Raw genomic sequence first — 20,094 nt, 5'->3', positions numbered from 1 at the left:
TAGATTATCCAACATCTCATCAGATTCACAGCGCAGCGACGTGCGTTGCAACAGCAAAGTGGTGGTAGCCGTGGCAATATCAAGCAAATTCAAGTACACCATTGATCAGCCCCTACCTGATCATATTCCTGTCAGAATGCTGGCCCCCACGCAGGACAGTTTCACCGACAGGGAACGATTTGACTGCGAGATATCGGCGGTGTTTGATAATGACTGGGTGATGATGGGGCGGGCCGGATCGATACCGGCCCCCGGTGACTTTTTCACGGCCCGGCTGGGCAAGCGTCCGATCATCGTGATGCGGCAGAAGGATATGAGTATCAAGGCTATGGGCAACTATTGCCTGCACCGCTATACCCAGTTGCTCAAAGACTGTGGCTCGACCAAACATATCGTGTGTCCCTATCACTACTGGTCTTATAGCCTGGATGGACAATTGGAAGGGGTGCCCAACCGGCAGGGGTTCTGTCCCGAAGACCTCAATGGGAAGGAACTGGATTCACTGGCCTGTGAGGTCTTTATGGGCTACGTCTTTGTCTCCCTGAAACGCGACCTGACACCGGTTGCTACGCGGCTCGCCGGGCTGGCAGAGGTGTTGTCGAACTTCGGCTTGGAGCGTTATGAAGACCGTTTTGTCGAGCATCAGGACACATGGCATGCCAACTGGAAACTGATCTGTCACAACTTTATCGAAAGTTATCACGTCACCTATACACACAAAAAGTCGATCGGCCCGACAAACCCGACGAAAGCTGCCGAATACGGCCCGGTGGGAAACCCTTACTACACAGTGCATAGCAACTCCTATACTCAGAAGCACTTTCCCGATGTATTCAATACCCACCTCGATGATGCGGAGAAGACGCGTTTTTATGTGATGGGTGTATTCCCCAACGGCTTGATCGCGATAGAGCCCAATTTTGTCTGGTGGATGGCGTTGGAGCCGATTGCTGAAAACAAGACTAATTCCCGCTGGGGCGTGTCGTTTTTGCCCGAGGCAATGGCGCGTATTCCCGATCCGGAAAAATTCGTCCAGGAGACCGTGAACCTGCTGCGTACCGCGACTGCTGAAGACAAGGAAATGGTCGAGCGAATGCAGAGCGGCTCCATGTTTGGCGCTGAACAAGCCGGCATACTGCATGCGCCACTGGAGATTCACATCAAGGAATTTGACGACTATATACAGCGCCAGTTGGGGCATACTAAATGAGCACTACCATCGACCTGACTGGGCAACAGGCCCTCGTGACTGGCGGCAGTAAGGGCATTGGTCGCGCCATCGCCAAAGCGTTTCTCGACGCCGGTGCAGATGTGCTCGTACTCGATGTGGTGATGCCCGACGAAACGCTGTCACTGATCGACCATGCCCGACAGCAACAGCGTTCCATAACTTACAGCCAGACGGATACGAGTGACGGTAAAGCGGTGCGCGCTGCACTCGCAGAGTTTTGTCTGGCAAACACTATCCAAGGCATCGACATCCTGGTGAATAACACAGGTATAAGCGCGGTAAAACCGTTTCTGGAACTGACGGAAGCGGAGTGGGATGCGATGTTTGCGATCAACGTAAAGTCAGTCTTTCACTGCTGCCAGGCGGTGCTGCCGCAGATGTTACTCAAGGGCAGCGGCTGCATTGTGAATATCGCCTCCGAGCTCGCTTATCTGGGGCGGGCCCAGTTCGCCCCGTATACCGCGTCGAAGGGCGCCATTCTCTCATTGACGAGATCATTGGCCAGAGAGTTTGCGCCGACAATCAAGGTCAATGGCATAGCTCCCGGCCCTTGTGATACCGATATGCTGCGCGGTGAAATCAATACGCCTGAGCAATGGGAAAAGGAAATTGACCTGCCTATGCGCCGGGTAGCTCGACCGGAGGAAATAGCGATGACAGCCGTCTTCCTCGCCTCAGGCTTCTCCAATTACTACTGCGGAGAAGTACTAAGTCCCAATGGCGGATCACTGATGCGCTAGCGGGTAAAACACATATTCCGGCCACGCGAGTCACCGGATATTCCACAGCATATTGTAGAGACGTACCGATGCACAGAACCGATCGACTGACATGGACAGAGTATGTCCAAAAGCTGGAAGAGGTACCGATGGTTTTCCTGCCCGTGGGTGCCCATGAACAGCATGGGCCACACCTTCCCATGGGCACCGATGCCATTCTTGCGACGAAAATGGCCGAGGCTATTGCCGATAATTTGCACGGACTGGTGCTGCCGACGCTCAGCTACGGCTACAAGTCACAAGCCCGATCTGGCGGGGGACAAACCTTCGCCGGCACCATCAGTCTGGATGGGCAGACACTAATTACGATGACACAGGACATCATTCGCGAACTTGCGCGCCATGGTGTACGTCGGCTGGTGATACTCGATGGCCACTATGAAAATCAGTGGTTCCTCACGGAAGGCATCGAACTGGCACAACGGGAACTGAAATCCACCGGTGGAAGCATGGAAATAGTGCGCACCGAGTACTGGGATTTTTGTCCGCAAACGGTGCTGGATACTGTCTTTGAGGGCAAATTTCCAGGCTATGACCTCGAGCATGCGGCATTGATAGAAACATCGATGATGCTGTATTGGCAGCCGGAGTTGGTAAGAGTTACAGCCATCCCGCAAGATGATCTTGCGTACTTCGAGAAATTTGACCACTACCCCCAGGATGGTAGGGGCGTACCGGCGTCCGGTGTGCTGGCGCCCGCCAGAGGCGCAAGTGCCGCCAAAGGGCAGCTGATTATTGACGCTACCATCGCCGCTATCACACAGTCCCTGGCGGAAGAATTCAACGGGGATCGCCGAGATTGATCGGGTCTGTTTCGCGACGTTCCAGCAGTTTCCCCCGATTTTCATAAAGCGCACTGCTTAGCTCATGAAAGCCGTTGGTGCCACCCCGTCAGGTAGTCCCTATACGGACGTGTTCTGGAGGGAGTAAAACCTCAGTTGGAACGCCGGAGCTAGCGTCAATGCCTGAGGATGCTCTTACGCAGCGGGCAAGTACGGGTGCAACCTGGTTGTTGGGAATGGGGTAGGCGGCGCTGCGGGCATCGGCCCGGACAATAGCCCTAAATAGTTGCCTCGTTAAAACAAAAGGCATTGAGCTTGTTGCCATCGGGATCGCGGAAGTAACCGGCGTAGAAGTTGTCGATACGTTGGCCTGGCGCGCCTTCATCCGCTGCGCCCAGTTCGATGGCCTTGTTATAAAACGCCTGCACCTGTTCCTCGCTATCCATCTGCATCGCGACCATCACACCATTGCCGACGGTGGCAGCGCCCTCGTCGAAGGGCGGAGTAACCCCAACCGCAGCCTCTTCGAGCGATTTACCCCAGATAACAAGCTTGCCATCATCCCAGATCCTGCTGAAGCCGATCGTACCCATTAATGCGTCGTAAAAAGCGCAGGCTGTTTCAAGGTTGTTGGTGCCCAGTGTTACATAGCCGACTCGCATAGTGATGTCCTTGCAATTGTGCCGAAATAAGATATTCAGTATAGATCAACTCTACACACGGCGTTGAACGGTAATTTAAAGAGCCGTGTGGTCTGTCTGTCGATTATTCATCAGGTACAGCACTCTCTTGCTATCAGGGACCGCAACTGCCTTCTCTATCCGGAAATATTGCGAAAAAGCCAGCTCAAAACCCTGCTGCGTGTAAGCGGGAAAGATATCCTCTCGGGTAGCGAGCAAGCGCACTACCTGTGAGTCAGACTTTGGTACAAACTCGATGACCAGCCACCTGGTCAACGCTGCGAACTGACCTGCTATGCCCTCCAGCGGCACATTGTTGCTAAGGGCCAGATGGTGTATCAGGGCCAGGGCCAGCAGTGCATCACAGCGTGCTCTTTCCATGAATGACGAGCGCTCTGCGTTACCCCAGCCGATCGCGGGGGAGGGCGCGACAAGATTCTGCACCAGCGGCAGAATATTGGTCGGGCCATCATTTTTCCGTTGCCGGTAATTCAGCTCGACGGCCACGGGATCAATATCTTGTGATATCACCAACTTGCAATGACCAGCAGCGATCTGGCTGTATTCACCGGTGTTGGCACCGAGGTCCTGGATCGTATCTAAGGTATCGGGAATACTTTGCAGGAACGCATCCACCAGTGCATGTTTTTCAGCGTCTGCCCGGCTGGAGTAATTGGTATTCTGGTAGTAATCGCCCCACTCAGTATCGGGCATTTTCCAGCGCAGCTTTTCAATCACCTTGGCCAGGCTCTCAATGACTGCGTTCAGGCCTTTTTGGGAAATGGTCACCGCCGCGGCGCGCGCGTCAGCTCCAGTGCCTGCATCGTCGGCGTGATCTTGCTGCAGTTTGGAGTGGAAGTGAATATGCGCGGCCAGTGCATAGTGAAAGCGTGTTCGAATAGGCAGTAACTTGCTTGCCAGTGGCAGCGGGATACCATCGATGTGGCTGATCATCAACTTGGACAATTCTGCATCACGGTAGGACATCAGCGCCAGCGGGGCCAGAAAGTGTTGGCAGAACTGCTTATAGGCGACCCAAGGCCGGCCTTCCACATACGGCTCGAAGGACAGCGTATCGATAAAGATGGGTCTGGCATCCAGGAATTGCACATTAAAGGCCGAGGCATCCTTTAAAACGAAGCCATGTTTTAATGCCTGGTGTTGTATTCGCAGCGTCAGTATCGCGGCATCCTTCAGTTGACTGAAGCTCCATTCATAGGGGTAGGAGATATACGGGATCTGCTGTGGTTTCAGGATCTTATAAGAGTCCGTTGTCCCAGGGACGCTACCATCCGTCAGTTCTTCATGCGAAACCAACCAGCATTTTTCCACCAACTTCTGGTAGAGCCCACTGGACATAAACTGCTCGTAGCGTTCTGCATAGCATGCATTGACTTGTCTGTAGATACAGCCAGAGTGCGAGAAGACGAACCCGCTGTTATCCCTGAATGATGAGGGCAGAGCATCCATATTGCATCCGGTGCTGGAGTTATCGGCTACGAATATTCCGCAAGCGGGCGGAATGGACTATGAATCTTCGGGTTTCTTGGGAAGGTCGTCGTCATCCAACAGGCTGGTTGGCGCCTCCTTGCCAAAGAACGCGCGAATTTTATACCAATAATTCTTTATCGTTAAACCGGCAACGGCTATCCCTGCGATGATCCCCTGCAGGATCATACTTCCCGTACCGGGGTCCAGATAGGCTGCGGCAGGTGCCGATAAGGAAATCGCAAATAGCGCGCTCAGAAGGTACTTAGCCATATCGAGTCCTTGAATAGGTAAGTCGCGTAGAATAGCGAAGTGGTCACTCTATGTACAGAAAGCCTCACGTATCTTCGGGGCAATTGCGCCTTGGGAATCCCCGAGGAGTTACTGACGTATCGCCCCGGCTAGCGTCTCCTGCAGTCCGAGTAATTCATCCAGCGCGGTCTGCGTCAGCGGATCGATGTCGAATATTGCCTGGTGCAATGGCGCCAGTGTCAGGTAGCCCAGCAACATGCTGTGGAACGCCATCACTGAAGCCGGCGTAAACCCGGGCGTGCCGGCGTTGATCTCAGCACGGGTGCGGCTGAAAAACGGCCGATACCACCGCTCGACCAGCAGTGCCAGATCTTCCCCGCCCGACAAGGTGGCATGCGCGACGATGCGTGAGATATTGGGATGCTTGAGGTGCAGTTGCATGATGTCGAGCTGGCTCCCGGCAGGGGTGCTTTCACTATCGATCAAGGTGGTGAAGGGGGTAAACAACCGCTGCAGCACTTCTTCAAACAGGGCGCGCTTGCTGGCGAAGTGTTTGTAAAGCGCAGGCCCCTGCACACCCACTTCATCCGCCACATTTTTTATCGTCGTCGACTGGTATCCCTGACTGGCGAACAGCGTTTCTGCCGCGTCGAGGATTAGGTCCCTGGTGTGTATCGGTGTTTCTGCAGCGGCCATTGACTGTGCTCCCGTTTGACGTTAGGTTAACGGTTATTAACCAGTAACTCAATGATCTATCATAGAGCAATAAAACCGCCATCCCCCGATGGCTAAATGAGGAAACAAGCATGAACGCGTCGGTAGAAAGTGAAGGGCTGCGCATGGCCCGCTCCATCGAGTCCCTGGCTCTGGCGGAGGCGGGACCTTCTGAAAAAAATCGTACACTGACACAACCGCTGGTAGAAGCCTTATGGGACAGTGGCCTGATGCAGTTTATGAACCCAAGCGTTGCCGGTGGCCACGAGCCTGGTTTTGCGGAACTGATAGAAACCTGGATTGAAATGGCCCGTCAGGACGGCTCGCTGGGCTGGATCGGCATCGCAAATATACCTTCATCATGTTTTGCCGCCGCCTACTTGCCGGACGATGGATTTGCCGAGATATTTACCGCGCATAACAACCGCATCACCATGGGTGGACAGTTTTTCCCCAATGGTACCGGAGAGAAAGTCGACGGTGGATACAAGGTGAGTGGGGCGTGGCAGTTTGGCAGCGGCACCGGCCACTCTGAATATGTCTGCGCTGGTTTCCTGCCGATGGATAACGGACAGATGGTTATGCTCAACGAGGAGATGCCGTTGATGACTGTGGCCGTCGTGCCGCGCGAGCAGGTCACGTTCACCGATGGCTGGAATGTGCAGGGTCTCAAGGGCACCGGTAGCTATGACTACAATTTGCAGGACGTATTTGTACCGGACAACCATACCTATCCGCTGATGTCGCGTGAGCCGCGACGCGGCGGACATCTCTACCGGTTCGGGGTGCTGCCGCTGACCGCCTGTGGTCACGCTGCGTGGGCACTGGGCGTAGCGCGCAGTGCGATCGACGATGTGCGAGAACTGGCAATATCGAAAACACGCATGGGCGAGAGTAGCTCGCTGGCTCACCGCCCGACATTCCAGCGCAATCTGGCACACCATGAAGGGATGTGGCGGGCCGCCCACCGGCTCGTCGTGGACACGTTCACAGAGATCGAAGCGCAGGTGGCTGCCGGGGCGGAAGTGTCGCCGCAAATGCGTTGTGATATGCGTCTTGCCGCCACCTATGCCACAGAGGCCTGTCGTGAGGTTGTGCAGTGGGCACATCTCGCCGCGGGCACAACATCCATCCGTGAGGGCAATCGCCTGGAGCGTGCATTCCGGGATATGTACACGGGTACACAACATGCATTTATCAGTGAAAATACCTACATTGAGGCGGGTAAGGTCCTGCTGGGATTAGCCGATGACAGCCCTGCGTTGTAGCGGGTGGTCGGTCCGGCCTTAGCGCCTAGGGTGCACTAATTATTATCGATCCGACAAATAATAATCCAGGATGTAAACCATGAGAGATTTCGACAACAAAACGGCTGTCATTACCGGCGGTGCCAGCGGTATCGGCCGCGCTTTGGGAGAGCTGTTTCTGTCCCGAGGTATGAACGTAGTGCTTGCAGACATCGAACAACAGGCGTTGGATGCGACGGTAGGGGACCTCTCCGCTGATGGCGGCAAGTGTATAGGTGTGCTCACTGATGTTTCCAAAGGCGAGGATGTACAGAAGCTCGCGGACGCAGCCGTGGCTGAATTCGGCGCCATTCATATTGCCTGTAACAATGCCGGGGTGTTTGCCGGTGGGCTTTTGTGGGAGCAGAGTGTCGCAGATTTCCAGTGGCAGTTGGATGTCAATGTCTGGGGCGTGATACACGGCATCCGCACCTTCGTGCCGATAATGGCCGCGCAGGACAGTGAGTGCCATATCGTCAATACAGCGTCAATGGCAGCAGTAACAGCGATGCCGTATTCCGGGATCTATCACATGACCAAGCACGCGGTCCTGGCGATGTCTGAATCGCTTTATCATGAGCTGTCATTTCATGTACCCAACGTCAAAGTTTCTGTGCTCTGCCCAGAGGCCATCAATACCGGTATTGCCGCCTCGGAGCGCAATCGTCCGAGTGAGTTTAGCAGGGCAGGCGATATTGTTGAGTCCGATGCACGCGCGCTGGTGTCGCAGGCGCTTGCCGACAGTGTCGCCGGTGGTATCGGTCCCGAGGTGATGGCGCAGCGCGTGCTGGACGCCATTGTCGATGAGCGTTTTTACATCTTGTCAGAAGAAGCGTGGCGGGAGTCGGCAAACGTGCGCCTTGAAGATGTCCGACTCGGCCGCAATCCTTCATTCGCGCCCCCTGTCGCGAGGTAATTCCGCCGTAACACCTAATTGGGAGATCCCACAGATGTCAGGCACAACACAGCCCGAATTTTTCATACCCGACGATGACACGCTGATTGAGCGATCACTGCTCGACGCCAGTATTCCAACACTGATGATGAGCATGATCCACATGACCGGTGATGCCAGCCTGCTCGATGGCCCGATTCGCCCAGCCGGTGTCTATATCAATGAATATCAGGGCTATATGTCTGAAGAGGATAAGGCGGCTGTGCGGGCGCAGGCGCTCGATGTCATCAAAGCGTTTCGCGACGGCGGCTGTCAATTGCCGCCACCGCCCAGCGCACAGACTATTCACCGCATGATGAACTTCTTCGTGGCCAGTGATGTGCCAGAAGACTATGTCCCGATGATGCTCGAAGAGATGGAGCTCGACGGGAGAGATCAACGCAGCGATGCCTGGGGCAGTGAAGTGCCGGTAGACAGGCGTGAGCAACATAAGGTGCTGGTGATAGGCGGCGGCATGTCCGGTGTGCTGGCAGCCTACCGGCTGCGGGAGGCGGGTATCCCGTTTGTTGTTATCGAGAAGAATGCGTCGGTGGGCGGCACCTGGTTTGAAAACCGTTATCCCGGTGCTCGCGTTGATGTTGGCAATCATCTGTACAGTTATTCGTTTGAGCCCGCGCACCACTGGAGCCAGTACTTTTCGCAGCAAAATGAGCTGCAGGAGTATTTTGAAGGCGTTGTCCAGAATCATGCGTTGCATGATCACTTCCGATTCAACACCGAGGTGACTGCCGCCACTTTTGATGAGGCGCGCGACCTGTGGGTCGTCGATACCGTGAGCAAGGATGGCGATCGGGAGCAGTTCACGGCTAACAGTGTAATCAGCGCTGTCGGTCAGCTGAATCGCCCGATTCTGCCAGACATTCCCGGCATCGATACCTTTGCCGGGCAGTGGTGCCACTCGGCGGCCTGGGATCCCGATATCGATTGCAAGGGGAAAAGAGTTCTCGTAGTGGGTTCAGGCGCCAGTGCTTTCCAGTTGGTGCCGACCATCGCCGGTGATGTTGAACATCTCACCGTATTCCAGCGCTCGGCGCCCTGGATGTTTGAAAACCCGATCTATCACAACGAGGTGCCAGAGGGCACCAAATGGTGTTTACAGCATTTGCCTTACTACACCCGTTGGTTTCGTTTCCTTATATTCTGGCCAGCTTGTGATGGCGCGTATGACACCGTCTTTGTCGATCCGGATTGGCCGCACCAGGAGCGCTCTGTTAACGAGATGAATGACTTCGTCTACCAGATGTTTTCCGAATACATCAAAGGGCAGGTTGGCGATGATGAGGAACTGCTAGAAAAAGTTATTCCCGACTATGCGCCGATGGGTAAGCGCACACTGCAGGACAATGGCAGTTGGTTGGCTGCCCTTAAACGCGACAATGTCGAACTGGTGACGCAAGGGGTGGCCCGTGTCAGTGAGACGGGTGTGTTCGCCGAGGACGGCACGTTTTATCCGGCAGATATTATTTTGTATGCCACGGGTTTTGAAACCGACCGCTTCCTGTGGCCGATGGATATCAAGGGCAGGGGCGGGCAGTTGTTGTCCGAGCAGTGGGGCTTGGAACCTTCGGCCTACCTCGGTATAACCGTACCCAATTTCCCGAATTTCTACTGCATGTACGGGCCGGGCACCAACCTCGCTTTCGGTGGTAGCCTGATTTTTAATGGCGAGTGCCAGATTCGCTACATCATGGAATGCCTCAAGGCGCTGATGCAATCCGATGCACAGCGTATCGAATGCAAGGAGCCGGTTCACGCCGCCTATCAAAAGCGGTTTCGCGAATTACATGCGAAGCTGATCTGGGAACACGACTCGATCAAGCACAGTTTTTACCAAAACGCCGAGGGCAAGGTGACATTGCTGTGGCCCTGGAAAATTCTGGATATGTGGCGCTGGACCAAGGAGGTGAACACGGATGATTATCTCTTTGGCAGCTGAATATCTGACACCTTTTCACACAATATGTAATCAATAGCGAGAGAGCCCTATGCCCAATCTTGAAAACAGAGTAGCTATTGTCACCGGAGCAGCCTCCGGTATCGGACTCGCCTGCGCACAGCGCTACGCCGCTGAGGGCGCCATTGTGGTGGGGCTGGATCTCAAGGCATCGCCGGAGTGGAGTGAAGTGGAAGCCGCAGCTCCGCAGAGCCGCTTTCACCAGTTGGATGTTACCGACGCCGCCGCGCAACGGTCTGCTGTTGAGGTTACTGTGCGCGATTTTGGTCGTATCGACATACTGCTCACCGCCGCAGGCGTGGGTGCCGGTGGCCCGGTAGGGATGCTGGAGGAAGCCGACTGGGATCGCATCATCGATATCAACCTCAAAGGCACCTTCCTGTCGATCAAGGCGGTGCTCGATACGATGTCCGCGCAGCGCAGTGGCAGTATCGTCACTATCGCCAGCGTGGAGGGGCTCAACGGCACCGAAGGTGGCAGTGCGTATAACGCGTCTAAAGGTGGTGTGGTGTTGCTGAGCAAGAATGTCGCGATGGATTACGGGCGCATGGGCATACGCTGTAATGTGATCTGTCCCGGTTTTATCGAAACACCCATGCTGAACGACGTGATGGGGCAGATGCCGGAATTCAAGGCAGACGTGATACGTGAAACAAAAGTAGGGCGTCTGGGGAAGCCGGAGGAGATCGCCGGTGCGGCCTATTTCCTGGCCTCAGATGACGCCAGTTATGTCACAGGCCATACCATGGTTGTGGACGGCGGTTATACCGCCGGCCACAGTCACGGTCTTGTGCAGTTAATGGGGCTGGTGTAGCGCCGCCCTAGCGGCCGAGGATGGAACGAGCCACCAGTTCCTTCATGATCTCAGACGTGCCGCCGTAGATACGCTGAATCCGCGCGTCGGTATAGAAACGTGAGATCGGGTACTCAATCGTATAGCCGTAGCCGCCGAACATCTGCAGACACTGGTCAATGGTTTTGCATTGCATCTCAGTGCTGGCATATTTCAGCATCGCCGCTTCCTCTGATGACAGCTTGTCCTGCGCATAGGCCTCGGCGCATTTCTCATAGAAGGCGCGGTTGACGGCGATTTCGATTTTGACATCGGCGAGGGTGAAGCGGGTATTCTGGAAGCTGGCAATGGTCTGCCCAAACGCCTTGCGCTCCAGCACGTAGTCCACCGTGATATCCAGCGCGCCCTCAGCGGAGGCAACGGCCTGTGCGGCAATGCCCAGGCGCTCACGCGGCAGCTCTGTCATCATGATGACGAAGCCCTTGTTCAATTCGCCCAGCAGTGCCGAGGCGGGCAGGCGGACATCCTGGAAGAACAGTTCGGCGGTATCCGAGGTGTGCTGACCCATTTTTTCAATCTTCTTGCCGCGCTCAAACCCCGGCAGTGACGCATCTACCAGGAACAGCGAGGTGCCTTTGGCGCCCTTGCCGGGGTCTGTTATCGCTGCGACGATGACGAGGTCGGCCAGCATGCCGTTGGTGATAAAGATCTTGGAGCCGTTAAGCACCCATTCGTCACCATCCTTGACGGCGTTGGTGCGAATGCTCTGTACATCGGAGCCGGCACCGGGTTCGGTCATCGCCAGTGCGCCCAGTACTTCGCCGGTGACCATTTTTGGCAGCCACTGGGCTTTTTGCTCCTCGGTGCCGAAGTGCTCGATATACGGCGCCACGATATTGCTGTGAATGCCATAGCCAGAGGCGATGCCGCCGAAGCCCATACGCGCCATCTCCTCAATGATGGCGAAAGTGACCTGCGGCGTAGTGCCGGCCGCGCCGAACTCTTCCGGCAGATCCGGGCAGAGCAGGCCGGCCTGACCCAGCGTATTCCACAGTTCGCGGGGCACCATATGCTGTGCTTCCCACTCTTCAATATTGGGGGATATTTCCTGTTCGAGTGCGCGTCGTGTCATATCGCGAAACAGGGTCAATTCTTCATTGTCCATGGTATCTGGTCTCTGGGAGGGGGTAGGAAGGCGTAATTTTGCGCGATTATTTTCCCCGAAACAACGCCCGGGGCCAACTAAATGTAAAAACCGCGTCCGAGGTGAGCAAGTACTGGTCAGTGGCGGCCAGAGTGCTTACACTTATGCTCCTTTGCACCGTCCAACTGGAGAATAATGATGCGCGATTACAAACAGTTTTATATCAATGGCAAGTGGGTCGATCCGGCCACCCCCAAGGAATGTGATGTTATCAACCCCGCGACGGAAGAGGTCTGCGGCACGATTTCACTGGGTTCGGAAGCCGACGTGAACGCTGCTGTTGAGGCTGCCAAAGTCGCCTTTGAGAGTTACAGCCGCACCAGCCGCGAAGAGCGTATTGAACTGCTGGAATCCTGTGTTGAAACCTATAAGAAGCACTACATGGATATCGCCAATGCGATCCGAGAGGAGATGGGTGCCCCGCAGAGCCTGGCGAGCACCGCTCAGGCCTACACCGGGCAGGGCCACCTGGAGGAAGCACTCAGGGTCCTGAGAACGTTTGAATTCGAGGAGCAACTGGGTGACCACCGCCTGTTCAAGGAGCCGATCGGTGTCTGTGGCCTGATCACACCGTGGAACTGGCCGGTAAACCAGATATCCTGCAAGGTCGCACCTGCGTTGGCGGTGGGTTGTACGATGGTGCTCAAGCCCAGTGAGGTAGCGCCGCTCTCTGCGTATATCTTCGCCCGGGTAATGGATGAGGCCGGTGTACCTGCCGGCGTGTTTAACCTGGTGAATGGCGATGGTCCCACCGTGGGCACCGCGCTGTCCAAGCACCCCGATGTCAGCATGATGTCGTTCACCGGTTCCACGCGCGCCGGTTCACTGGTGGCACAGAACGCCGCGCCGACAGTAAAACGGGTCACGCAGGAACTCGGTGGCAAATCCCCCAATATCGTGCTGGAAGATGCCGACCTCGAAGCGGCCGTGACCGGTGGTGTGATGCATATGTACAACAATACCGGGCAGTCCTGTAATGCGCCCTCACGTATGCTGGTACCAAGGGCAAAATTGGCCGAAGCCGAGGCAATCGCCGCGAAAGTCACAGAGTCCGTGGTCGTGGGCGACCCCGAGGCGGAAACAACAACGATGGGCCCCGTGGTGTCCAAGGTACAATTCGACAAGATCCAGGGCCTGATACAAAAAGGTATCGACGAGGGCGCGAAGCTTGTCACGGGTGGGCCAGGACTGCCAGAGGGGGTCAACAAAGGCTATTTTGTCCGCCCGACGGTGTTTTCCGAGGCCAATAACGATATGACCATCGCGCGGGAGGAGATTTTCGGGCCCGTGTTGACGATGATTCCCTATGATACCGAGGAAGAGGCTATCCGGATCGCCAATGAAACGCCCTACGGGTTGGCAGGTTATGTGCAGAGCGGCGATATCGATCACGCCCGGCAGGTGGCCTCCAGGATTCGCGCGGGTAACGTATCTATCAACGGTTCCGCCGCCGGGTTCAATGTGCCTTTCGGTGGCTACAAGCAGTCCGGTAACGGCCGCGAGTGGGGCAGTCACGGTTTCACCGATTTCCTTGAAATCAAAGCGGTTCAGGGCTTCGGCCAATAGCCATGGGCGATTTCGTACTGGCAATCGATCAGGGTACGACGGGTAGTACCGTGGCCCTGATGGATTCGCACGGCAAACTGCGTGCGAGCGTCAATTACGAATTCCCACAGATATACCCCCAACCCGGCTGGGTTGAGCACCGACCTGAGGATATCTGGTCCTCGGTCGGTAAGGGGATTCGCGCAATCCTGCGCAAAAAGATTTGCAAAGCCAGTGAGATTGCCTGCATCGGTATTACCAACCAGCGCGAGACCGCGCTGTTGTGGGACAAACACAGCGGCGAGCCGCTCAACAATGCGATTGTCTGGCAGTGTCGGCGTACCACACAATTCTGTGAATCCCTGCGCGCCGCAGGGCACGAGAAATCTGTTCGGCGCAAATCGGGCCTGGTGCTCGATCCGTATTTTTCCGCCAGCAAATACTGCTGGTTACTGAAAAACACACCGGGGATCTCCCGCGCGCTGAAGAGCAACCGTGTAGCGGCGGGCACCATCGACAGTTTCCTCATCTGGCGATTGACTGGCGGGGCGGCTCACGTCACGGATATCTCCAATGCCTCGCGCACTTCGCTGATGAACCTGAAAAGCGGCCGCTGGGATCAACATCTGCTGGATCTGTTTGAGGTGCCCAGGGATATTCTGCCCAGCATCGCGCCCTCCAGCGCGGTACTGGGCCATACCAAGGGCGTGCCGGGTTTGCCCGACGGGATACCCGTGTCCGGTGTCGCAGGTGACCAGCACGCGGCGCTGTTCGGGCAGGCGTGTTTTGCCGTGGGCGACGCCAAATGCACGTTTGGCACCGGTTCCTTTATCCTGATGAATACCGGTTCCGAAATCCTGCACTCCAATGCAGGGCTGCTCACCACCGTGGCCTGGCAACTGGGTGAGAAAGGTAAACCGGTGTATGCGCTCGAAGGTGGGGCGTTCGTCTGTGGCGCTGCCGTCCAATGGCTGCGCGACGGGCTGAAAATGATAAAACGCGCGCCGGATATTGAAAAACTTGCACTGCAGGTGGAGGACCACGGCGGCGTTGAATTCGTACCCGCATTGACCGGCCTCGGGGCACCGCACTGGGCGCCCGATGCGCGCGGCCTGATCTGTGGCGTGACCCGGGGAACCGAGCGCGGGCATATCGCACGCGCCACGCTGGATGCGATGGCATTGCAGAATGCCGATATCCTGCGGGCGATGGAGAGCGATCTCGGCAAGCGTATGCGGCCATTGCGGGTGGATGGCGGCGCCGCTGCCAACGACCTGCTGATGCAGATTCAAGCCGATGTGTTGGGCCGGCGACTAATCCGGCCGCAGGTTATTGAAACCACAGTGGCAGGCGCCTGCTATCTGGCTGGTCTGGGTATCGGTCTCTGGCAGAGCCCCACCGAGTTAAAACATATCTGGCAGGCAGAGCGCGAATTTGCGGTCAATATGACGACTGTCGCTCGTCGTAAACGCCAGTCCTCGTGGAATGCCGCGCTACACCGCACGCTTCTATAAGTACTTCCGGTCAGCAGACATGGCAGAGGTCATCCCGTTTCGAAAACCTTCCCCGAAAGAAAAACACAAGGGAAAGAACCTGTGCCGTCACGGCCACCACAAATGGTCGGTGGACACCAAAAAGCAGTTTGATGTGAAAGCCGGCAAACTGGTGACGGTTTACCACTGTGTCCGTTGCGGCGAGAAAAAAGTCACGTCGCACTGATCCGGGCTTGGACAATCAGCGAGAGAAACCCCATGCATGACATTATCTGCCCGCACTGTAATACGGCCTTCAAAATAGATGAGGCCGGCTATGCGGATATTCTGAAGCAGGTTCGCGACACCGAGTTTGAACAGCAACTGCACCAGCGGCTGGAACTCGCTGAGAAAGAAAAACGCAATGCGGTTGAGCTCGCCAAAAGCGAGGTCGTCAGTGAAATGCAGAAAGCGTCCTTCGCCAAGGACACAGAGATTCAAGCGCTGAAAGCGAAACTCGATGCCGGAGCTGCAGCGCAGCAACTCGCTGTCTCCGAGGCCCTGAGTGAAGTGCAACGAGAACGCGACAAGCTGGCCAATGAACTGGAGAAAGCCAGGAGCGACAGCCTTGCTGCCTCGCAACTGGCGGAGGCAAAACTCGCTGCCGACCTGCGCGACACCGCAGCCAGGAAAGATGCCGAGATACAGGCGCTTAAAGCGAAGCTGGAGTCGCGCGAGACTGCGCAGATGCTGGCGGTGACGGAGGCCGTCAGAGCGATCGAGAAGGAGCGCGACGAACTGAAGAGCCACCTCAATGAGGTCAAGCTGGAGAAAACGGTCGCTGAAACCGCTCTCAAAGAGAAATATGAAACACAGATCAAGGATCGCGATGACGCCATTGAACGGCTCCGCGATATGAAGGCCCGCCTGTCTACCAAGATGGTGGGCGAAACGCTGGAGCAGCACTGTGAGACCGAGTTCAACCGCATTCGCTCAACCGCGTTTCCCCGGGCGTACTTCGAGAAGGACAATGACGCCAGCACCGGCAGCAAGGGCGATTATATCTTTCGTGATTCCGATGAGGCAGGTACCGAGATCGTATCCATCATGTTCGAGATGAAAAACGAAAACGATACCACGGCGACCAAAAAGAAGAATGAGGATTTTCTCAAGGAACTCGACAAGGATCGCAATGAAAAAGGGTGTGAGTACGCGGTGCTGGTATCATTGCTGGAGCCCGACAGTGAGCTCTATAACTCTGGCATAGTCGATGTCTTTCACCGCTACCCGAAGATGTATATCGTGCGACCGCAGTTCTTTATTCCAATCATCACACTGCTGCGTAACGCGGCCATGAAGTCGCTGGAGTACAAAACCGAACTGGCACTGGTCAAGGCACAGAACGTCGACATTACCAACTTTGAAAACGATCTCGATACGTTTAAAACGGCGTTCGCGAAAAATTACGATCTTGCCTCGCGGAAGTTTCAAACGGCAATCGCTGAAATCGATAAATCGATCGACCACCTGCAGAAAACCAAGGATGCGCTGTTGGGCACTGATAGAAATTTGCGCCTTGCCAATGACAAGGCTCAGGACGTCACCATCAAGAAGTTAACACGGCGCAATCCCACGATGGCAGCCCGGTTTCAAGAACTGGCTGATCAGGACTCACCGGAATCTGAGTGACGTAGACAAATCAGCGGTCGGCCACTATTTGAGGTCGGCTGATGTGGCATCCAGCACAGCGGAGAGATCAGTTGAACCTTGACGAAGAAAATGAGTACTGGTCGCGGCAGTTTGCGAAGCAGGAATTTCCCGGAGTTGAAATCGCGACGAAGGAATTTGATGGCTGCACATTTGAAGGCTGCGATTTCAGTGAGGCGACGTTCAAACACTGTAATTTCGTCGAGTGTGAATTTATCAATTGCAACCTGAGCAACGTCAAAATCGAATACAGCAAATTCTCGGATGTCTGTTTTCGGGACTCCAAGCTAATCGGTATCAACTGGACCAAAGCGACCTGGCCCGGAATGATATTCAGTTCGCCGGTCAAGTTCTACAAGTCCATACTGAACGATTGCTCGTTTCACGGGCTATCGCTGCAGGAACTGGTGCTGGAAGAGTGTAAGGCACACAATGTTGACTTCCGCGATGGCGATTTCAGCAAGGGCAATTTCACGTATACCGATCTCGCCGGGTGTTTATTCTCCTCAACCAATCTGTCGGGGGCCGATTTTTCAGAGGCAACCAACTACGACATCGATATCTACCAGAATCGGATAGAGAACGCCAGGTTCAGCCGCTATGAGGCCGTCCGCTTGCTTGAGAGCCTGGATATAGAACTGGTCGATTGATACCCGTTACCTGATAGTTAGGCGTCCAAAGCGTGCTTCGCGGCTTTTGCAAAGCAGCACCACTGCAAAAACCAATATCCACAGAAGCGGCATGCTGTACGCCAGACGTTGATACAGGCCAACATACTCACCGCTGTTGAGGGCTTGATATGTTGGGAACATCAGCAACAGTTGTCCCACAACTACACACGCCGAAAGCCACCCGAACCAACGCTGCTGTAATTCACGCTTGGAAATGAAACACCATATAGCCGGTGCGATCAGCAATGTGAGCAGAATGCCGAGGCCTGAAAAGCCGTGCAGCAGTTGGCTGGTTGACGGCTCATCCGGGTTACAGCCTGTGTCACAGGGGAAGTAGCCTGCCGTAAACGTCGCCACGCCGTGAACAATGATGAGTAAACCAGTAAGCCTTGCCAGCCAGTGGTCGAAGACTGTTGTCACGAAATAACCGAATCCGCTGAACAGGATTGCCAGTGGGTAGTGGTTGATAAACGGGGCAATCGCTGCAATGGGACTTCCCGTTGCATGCAGCTCACTCATTACCTGATGCACGTGGCTGTAACCAGGATAGATTGTCGCAGAGTAGCCGACCCCGATCAGCATCCATACTGGAGCGATTAATCCGAAGCTGCACAGGATACGTTGAGACAGGCGCAAGGCGGGGCTCCCATGAGGGTGTGTAAATCTAGTGTGTTGGCATCGGCCAGCGAGTTTTCGCCAGTTGCCTGAAACCATAGCATAAAAATCCGCTTTCTCTATCTGCTGGTCAACAGGTCAAAATAGTGCTGTGACAGCTCCCTGTCTTTTGTCACAATACCCGGCATCACAGGCTGGATAAGAGGAACCTCCCTTGCGCGTATTAATGCTTTTGGCGTTGTGCCTCATCACTGTGCCCACGCTGGCGGCGTCACCCGATCCGCGGGTTTTCCAGTTTACTTATGAATTGCAGGAAACCGATTTTCCTGGTGGTGAGGCCGTCGATATCTATATCCCGATGCCGGCTGACTACGCCGGTCAGAAAGTGTTGGTGCAGGCGCTGCAGTCCTCCGTTCCGGGCCAGAGCGGAGTGGAGCAGGTTGGTGGTAATACCTATTATCACCTGCACCGTCCGGTGGACAGTTCTGTCCCCGTGAGTGCAACGCTGTCCTGGACTGTTTCACGCGATGCGGTAGGCGCTACCGGCGAGACCCTGTCTGCCGAGGAGCGCGCATCGTTTCTCGCGCCCGACGCGCTGGTACCTGTGGGGCATGAGATGCTCGATCCGATTCTGGCTGAGATTCACGCGATGCGCGAGGATGATACCCAGGCGGCGACCGCGCGGGCCATCTATGACTGGGTTGTCGATAATGTGGAATATAAGAAAGTCGGAACCGGCTGGGGTAACGGCGATACGTTTTGGGCCTGCAATGAGCGCTACGGGAATTGCACTGATTTTCACTCACTGTTCATTGCGCTGGCGCGCACCGAGGGGATTCCTGCCCGTTTTGAGATGGGTTTTCCCGTTCCCCAGGAACGCAGCGAGGGCGAAATAGGCGGTTATCACTGCTGGGTGCAGTTCTATTTGCCAGAGCGCGGCTGGGTGCCGATTGATGCCTCAGAGGCAGCCAAGCACCCGGAGCTTCGGGAATCCCTGTACGGGGGCTATCCGGCCGATCGTATTCACTTCAGTACCGGTCGCGATCTGGTATTGACCCCGGCAAGTGCCGGGGCGCCGCTGAATTATTTTATCTATCCCTATATTGAAGTTGGCGGTAAGCCCTGGCCGGGAAAAGTGGCAACCCGCTTTTCCTATGTGGAGGTGCCCGCATCCTGAGGCGTGTTACCAGACCGGCATGCCGCTCAGCCAGGGGTGGACGTAGACAATCACCGCGACGGCAATTGCTGCAATTACTACTGTAAGCACTTCTGATCCCCAGGACGGAGGCGGTGTTTTAATCCACACACCCTCCCGTTTATTGATTGCAATAATTTCTATCACCGCCCACAGCAGCATGCCACCGAACAGCACGAGGGAACGATTGTCTCCATTCAATAACAGGTGAGCGAAGCCCCACAGGGCAACGCCAGTGAGTTGTGGGTGCCGAATGATCAGCCGCAGTCGTGAATTGCGCGAACTTACCACCATCAACAGGAACGCGAATGCCAGTAGAGCTAGTGCAATTTTATGCAATGCGATGGGCGGGTGGTAGATAATGGCGGGATCTGTGCTGCGCCAGCCAAATATCATCAGGCCAAATGAGACCAGCAGCAGCAATGAGAAGATGCCTTTGTAGCCGGCTTCTCCCAGTCGATTGAGAGCATTATGCTTGATTGCAGGCGCAAGGGAGGGGATAAAGTGAACGAATGCGAACAGCACAGCGCCGAGCGTCAGTAGAAGCATCGCTGAAATCCTCAAATGGCTGAGACCTAATGTGGATCATAACAGTCCACGAGGGGAAATCCACGCGGCTGACAGGGCCTGTGGTGGTTCCATTGATAGCTGGCCACAGCGCGCAAGCTGGTAGGTAACAATCGGAAGGCTAGGCGAGAAAGCGAACACGACTTATACGTCCTGAGTCTGAATGCGCCGCCTGCAGGTCAGTCTGGGAAAGAGGGGGACTAC

General features: G+C 55.4%; 20 protein-coding genes. 13 read left to right on the top strand and 7 right to left on the bottom strand.

Features of this window, described 5'->3' with window-relative positions; genetic code table 11:
* Positions 1-70: 70 nt before the first annotated feature.
* The 3 genes from AC0L6S_RS06255 (at position 71) to AC0L6S_RS06245 (ending at position 2,813) form a co-directional block, all read left to right on the top strand.
* Entirely contained in the window at positions 71-1,210 is a 1,140-nt protein-coding gene (locus AC0L6S_RS06255) for an aromatic ring-hydroxylating oxygenase subunit alpha (RefSeq protein ID WP_473427564.1), read from the top strand.
* Positions 1,207-1,971, top strand: a complete 765-nt coding sequence (locus AC0L6S_RS06250; RefSeq protein ID WP_473427563.1) for an SDR family NAD(P)-dependent oxidoreductase — start codon at positions 1,207-1,209, stop codon at positions 1,969-1,971. Before AC0L6S_RS06255 ends, AC0L6S_RS06250 begins: the two co-directional genes overlap by 4 nt.
* 68 nt (positions 1,972-2,039) lie before the next feature.
* On the top strand, positions 2,040-2,813 hold the full coding sequence (locus tag AC0L6S_RS06245; RefSeq protein ID WP_473427562.1) for a creatininase: 774 nt from the start codon (positions 2,040-2,042) through the stop codon (positions 2,811-2,813).
* 257 nt (positions 2,814-3,070) lie between these two features.
* On the opposite strand, the gene AC0L6S_RS06240 is transcribed toward AC0L6S_RS06245, so the two are convergent.
* The 4 genes from AC0L6S_RS06240 to AC0L6S_RS06225 all read right to left on the bottom strand — a co-directional run bounded on the left by AC0L6S_RS06240 (position 3,071) and on the right by AC0L6S_RS06225 (position 5,908).
* Positions 3,071-3,454 carry a VOC family protein gene (locus AC0L6S_RS06240; RefSeq protein WP_473427561.1) on the bottom strand — a complete coding sequence of 128 codons (384 nt, stop codon included), beginning with the start codon at positions 3,452-3,454 and terminating at the stop codon, positions 3,071-3,073.
* 75 nt (positions 3,455-3,529) lie between these two features.
* Entirely contained in the window at positions 3,530-4,942 is a 1,413-nt protein-coding gene (locus AC0L6S_RS06235; RefSeq protein WP_473427560.1) for a hypothetical protein, read from the bottom strand.
* 57 nt (positions 4,943-4,999) lie between these two features.
* Complete coding sequence (locus AC0L6S_RS06230; RefSeq protein ID WP_473427559.1) at positions 5,000-5,233, bottom strand: hypothetical protein; 234 nt, start codon at positions 5,231-5,233, stop codon at positions 5,000-5,002.
* 108 nt (positions 5,234-5,341) lie between these two features.
* On the bottom strand, positions 5,342-5,908 hold the full coding sequence (locus AC0L6S_RS06225; RefSeq protein WP_473427558.1) for a TetR/AcrR family transcriptional regulator: 567 nt from the start codon (positions 5,906-5,908) through the stop codon (positions 5,342-5,344).
* A 110-nt stretch (positions 5,909-6,018) separates the two neighbouring features.
* Between AC0L6S_RS06225 and AC0L6S_RS06220 the strand changes: the two genes are divergently transcribed.
* The 4 genes from AC0L6S_RS06220 to AC0L6S_RS06205 all read left to right on the top strand — a co-directional run bounded on the left by AC0L6S_RS06220 (position 6,019) and on the right by AC0L6S_RS06205 (position 10,935).
* The gene (locus AC0L6S_RS06220; RefSeq protein ID WP_473427557.1) at positions 6,019-7,194 is read left to right on the top strand and encodes an acyl-CoA dehydrogenase family protein; all 1,176 of its coding nucleotides are present in this window, start codon (positions 6,019-6,021) and stop codon (positions 7,192-7,194) included.
* A gap of 79 nt (positions 7,195-7,273) precedes the next feature.
* Complete coding sequence (locus AC0L6S_RS06215) at positions 7,274-8,128, top strand: SDR family NAD(P)-dependent oxidoreductase (RefSeq protein ID WP_473427556.1); 855 nt, start codon at positions 7,274-7,276, stop codon at positions 8,126-8,128.
* Between the two features lie 34 nt (positions 8,129-8,162).
* Positions 8,163-10,103, top strand: a complete 1,941-nt coding sequence (locus AC0L6S_RS06210; RefSeq protein ID WP_473427555.1) for a flavin-containing monooxygenase — start codon at positions 8,163-8,165, stop codon at positions 10,101-10,103.
* Between the two features lie 49 nt (positions 10,104-10,152).
* Positions 10,153-10,935, top strand: a complete 783-nt coding sequence (locus tag AC0L6S_RS06205; RefSeq protein WP_473427554.1) for an SDR family NAD(P)-dependent oxidoreductase — start codon at positions 10,153-10,155, stop codon at positions 10,933-10,935.
* Positions 10,936-10,942: 7 nt separating this feature from the next.
* Here the strand turns inward: AC0L6S_RS06205 and AC0L6S_RS06200 are convergent, their stop codons facing one another.
* Positions 10,943-12,079 (bottom strand): acyl-CoA dehydrogenase family protein, encoded by a 1,137-nt coding sequence (locus AC0L6S_RS06200; RefSeq protein WP_473427553.1) that lies wholly within the window; start codon positions 12,077-12,079, stop codon positions 10,943-10,945.
* A gap of 177 nt (positions 12,080-12,256) precedes the next feature.
* Here AC0L6S_RS06200 and AC0L6S_RS06195 point away from each other — a divergent pair, with 177 nt between their 5' ends.
* The 5 genes from AC0L6S_RS06195 to AC0L6S_RS06175 all read left to right on the top strand — a co-directional run bounded on the left by AC0L6S_RS06195 (position 12,257) and on the right by AC0L6S_RS06175 (position 17,492).
* Positions 12,257-13,684: an aldehyde dehydrogenase family protein gene (locus tag AC0L6S_RS06195; protein WP_473427552.1), complete on the top strand. Its 1,428-nt coding sequence runs from the start codon at positions 12,257-12,259 to the stop codon at positions 13,682-13,684.
* Positions 13,685-13,686: 2 nt separating this feature from the next.
* On the top strand, positions 13,687-15,177 hold the full coding sequence (gene glpK, locus AC0L6S_RS06190) for a glycerol kinase GlpK (RefSeq protein WP_473427551.1): 1,491 nt from the start codon (positions 13,687-13,689) through the stop codon (positions 15,175-15,177).
* Positions 15,178-15,196: 19 nt separating this feature from the next.
* Entirely contained in the window at positions 15,197-15,382 is a 186-nt protein-coding gene (locus tag AC0L6S_RS06185; RefSeq protein WP_473427550.1) for a hypothetical protein, read from the top strand.
* Between the two features lie 32 nt (positions 15,383-15,414).
* Positions 15,415-16,824, top strand: a complete 1,410-nt coding sequence (locus AC0L6S_RS06180) for a DUF2130 domain-containing protein (RefSeq protein ID WP_473427549.1) — start codon at positions 15,415-15,417, stop codon at positions 16,822-16,824.
* 71 nt (positions 16,825-16,895) lie between these two features.
* Positions 16,896-17,492 (top strand): pentapeptide repeat-containing protein, encoded by a 597-nt coding sequence (locus AC0L6S_RS06175; protein WP_473427548.1) that lies wholly within the window; start codon positions 16,896-16,898, stop codon positions 17,490-17,492.
* Between the two features lie 6 nt (positions 17,493-17,498).
* On the opposite strand, the gene AC0L6S_RS06170 is transcribed toward AC0L6S_RS06175, so the two are convergent.
* Positions 17,499-18,149 carry a DUF998 domain-containing protein gene (locus AC0L6S_RS06170; protein WP_473427547.1) on the bottom strand — a complete coding sequence of 217 codons (651 nt, stop codon included), beginning with the start codon at positions 18,147-18,149 and terminating at the stop codon, positions 17,499-17,501.
* A 193-nt stretch (positions 18,150-18,342) separates the two neighbouring features.
* Between AC0L6S_RS06170 and AC0L6S_RS06165 the strand changes: the two genes are divergently transcribed.
* Entirely contained in the window at positions 18,343-19,305 is a 963-nt protein-coding gene (locus tag AC0L6S_RS06165; protein WP_473427546.1) for a transglutaminase-like domain-containing protein, read from the top strand.
* Positions 19,306-19,311: 6 nt separating this feature from the next.
* On the opposite strand, the gene AC0L6S_RS06160 is transcribed toward AC0L6S_RS06165, so the two are convergent.
* Positions 19,312-19,872, bottom strand: a complete 561-nt coding sequence (locus AC0L6S_RS06160) for an NnrU family protein (RefSeq protein ID WP_473427545.1) — start codon at positions 19,870-19,872, stop codon at positions 19,312-19,314.
* Positions 19,873-20,094: the final 222 nt, after the last annotated feature.

The organism is Halioglobus sp. D3-4 (assembly GCF_055809315.1).
This window is presented reverse-complemented; position numbering and strand designations above follow the sequence as displayed.

Coding starts and splice junctions, on each gene's coding strand:
- AC0L6S_RS06250 (WP_473427563.1), top strand. CDS start 1,207: ATGAGCACTACCATCGACCTGACTGGGCAACAGGCCCTCGTGACTGGC.
- AC0L6S_RS06245 (WP_473427562.1), top strand. CDS start 2,040: ATGCACAGAACCGATCGACTGACATGGACAGAGTATGTCCAAAAGCTG.
- AC0L6S_RS06240 (WP_473427561.1), bottom strand. CDS start 3,454: ATGCGAGTCGGCTATGTAACACTGGGCACCAACAACCTTGAAACAGCC.
- AC0L6S_RS06235 (WP_473427560.1), bottom strand. CDS start 4,942: ATGGATGCTCTGCCCTCATCATTCAGGGATAACAGCGGGTTCGTCTTC.
- AC0L6S_RS06230 (WP_473427559.1), bottom strand. CDS start 5,233: ATGGCTAAGTACCTTCTGAGCGCGCTATTTGCGATTTCCTTATCGGCA.
- AC0L6S_RS06225 (WP_473427558.1), bottom strand. CDS start 5,908: ATGGCCGCTGCAGAAACACCGATACACACCAGGGACCTAATCCTCGAC.
- AC0L6S_RS06220 (WP_473427557.1), top strand. CDS start 6,019: ATGAACGCGTCGGTAGAAAGTGAAGGGCTGCGCATGGCCCGCTCCATC.
- AC0L6S_RS06215 (WP_473427556.1), top strand. CDS start 7,274: ATGAGAGATTTCGACAACAAAACGGCTGTCATTACCGGCGGTGCCAGC.
- AC0L6S_RS06210 (WP_473427555.1), top strand. CDS start 8,163: ATGTCAGGCACAACACAGCCCGAATTTTTCATACCCGACGATGACACG.
- AC0L6S_RS06205 (WP_473427554.1), top strand. CDS start 10,153: ATGCCCAATCTTGAAAACAGAGTAGCTATTGTCACCGGAGCAGCCTCC.
- AC0L6S_RS06200 (WP_473427553.1), bottom strand. CDS start 12,079: ATGGACAATGAAGAATTGACCCTGTTTCGCGATATGACACGACGCGCA.
- AC0L6S_RS06195 (WP_473427552.1), top strand. CDS start 12,257: ATGCGCGATTACAAACAGTTTTATATCAATGGCAAGTGGGTCGATCCG.
- glpK (WP_473427551.1), top strand. CDS start 13,687: ATGGGCGATTTCGTACTGGCAATCGATCAGGGTACGACGGGTAGTACC.
- AC0L6S_RS06185 (WP_473427550.1), top strand. CDS start 15,197: ATGGCAGAGGTCATCCCGTTTCGAAAACCTTCCCCGAAAGAAAAACAC.
- AC0L6S_RS06180 (WP_473427549.1), top strand. CDS start 15,415: ATGCATGACATTATCTGCCCGCACTGTAATACGGCCTTCAAAATAGAT.
- AC0L6S_RS06160 (WP_473427545.1), bottom strand. CDS start 19,872: ATGCTTCTACTGACGCTCGGCGCTGTGCTGTTCGCATTCGTTCACTTT.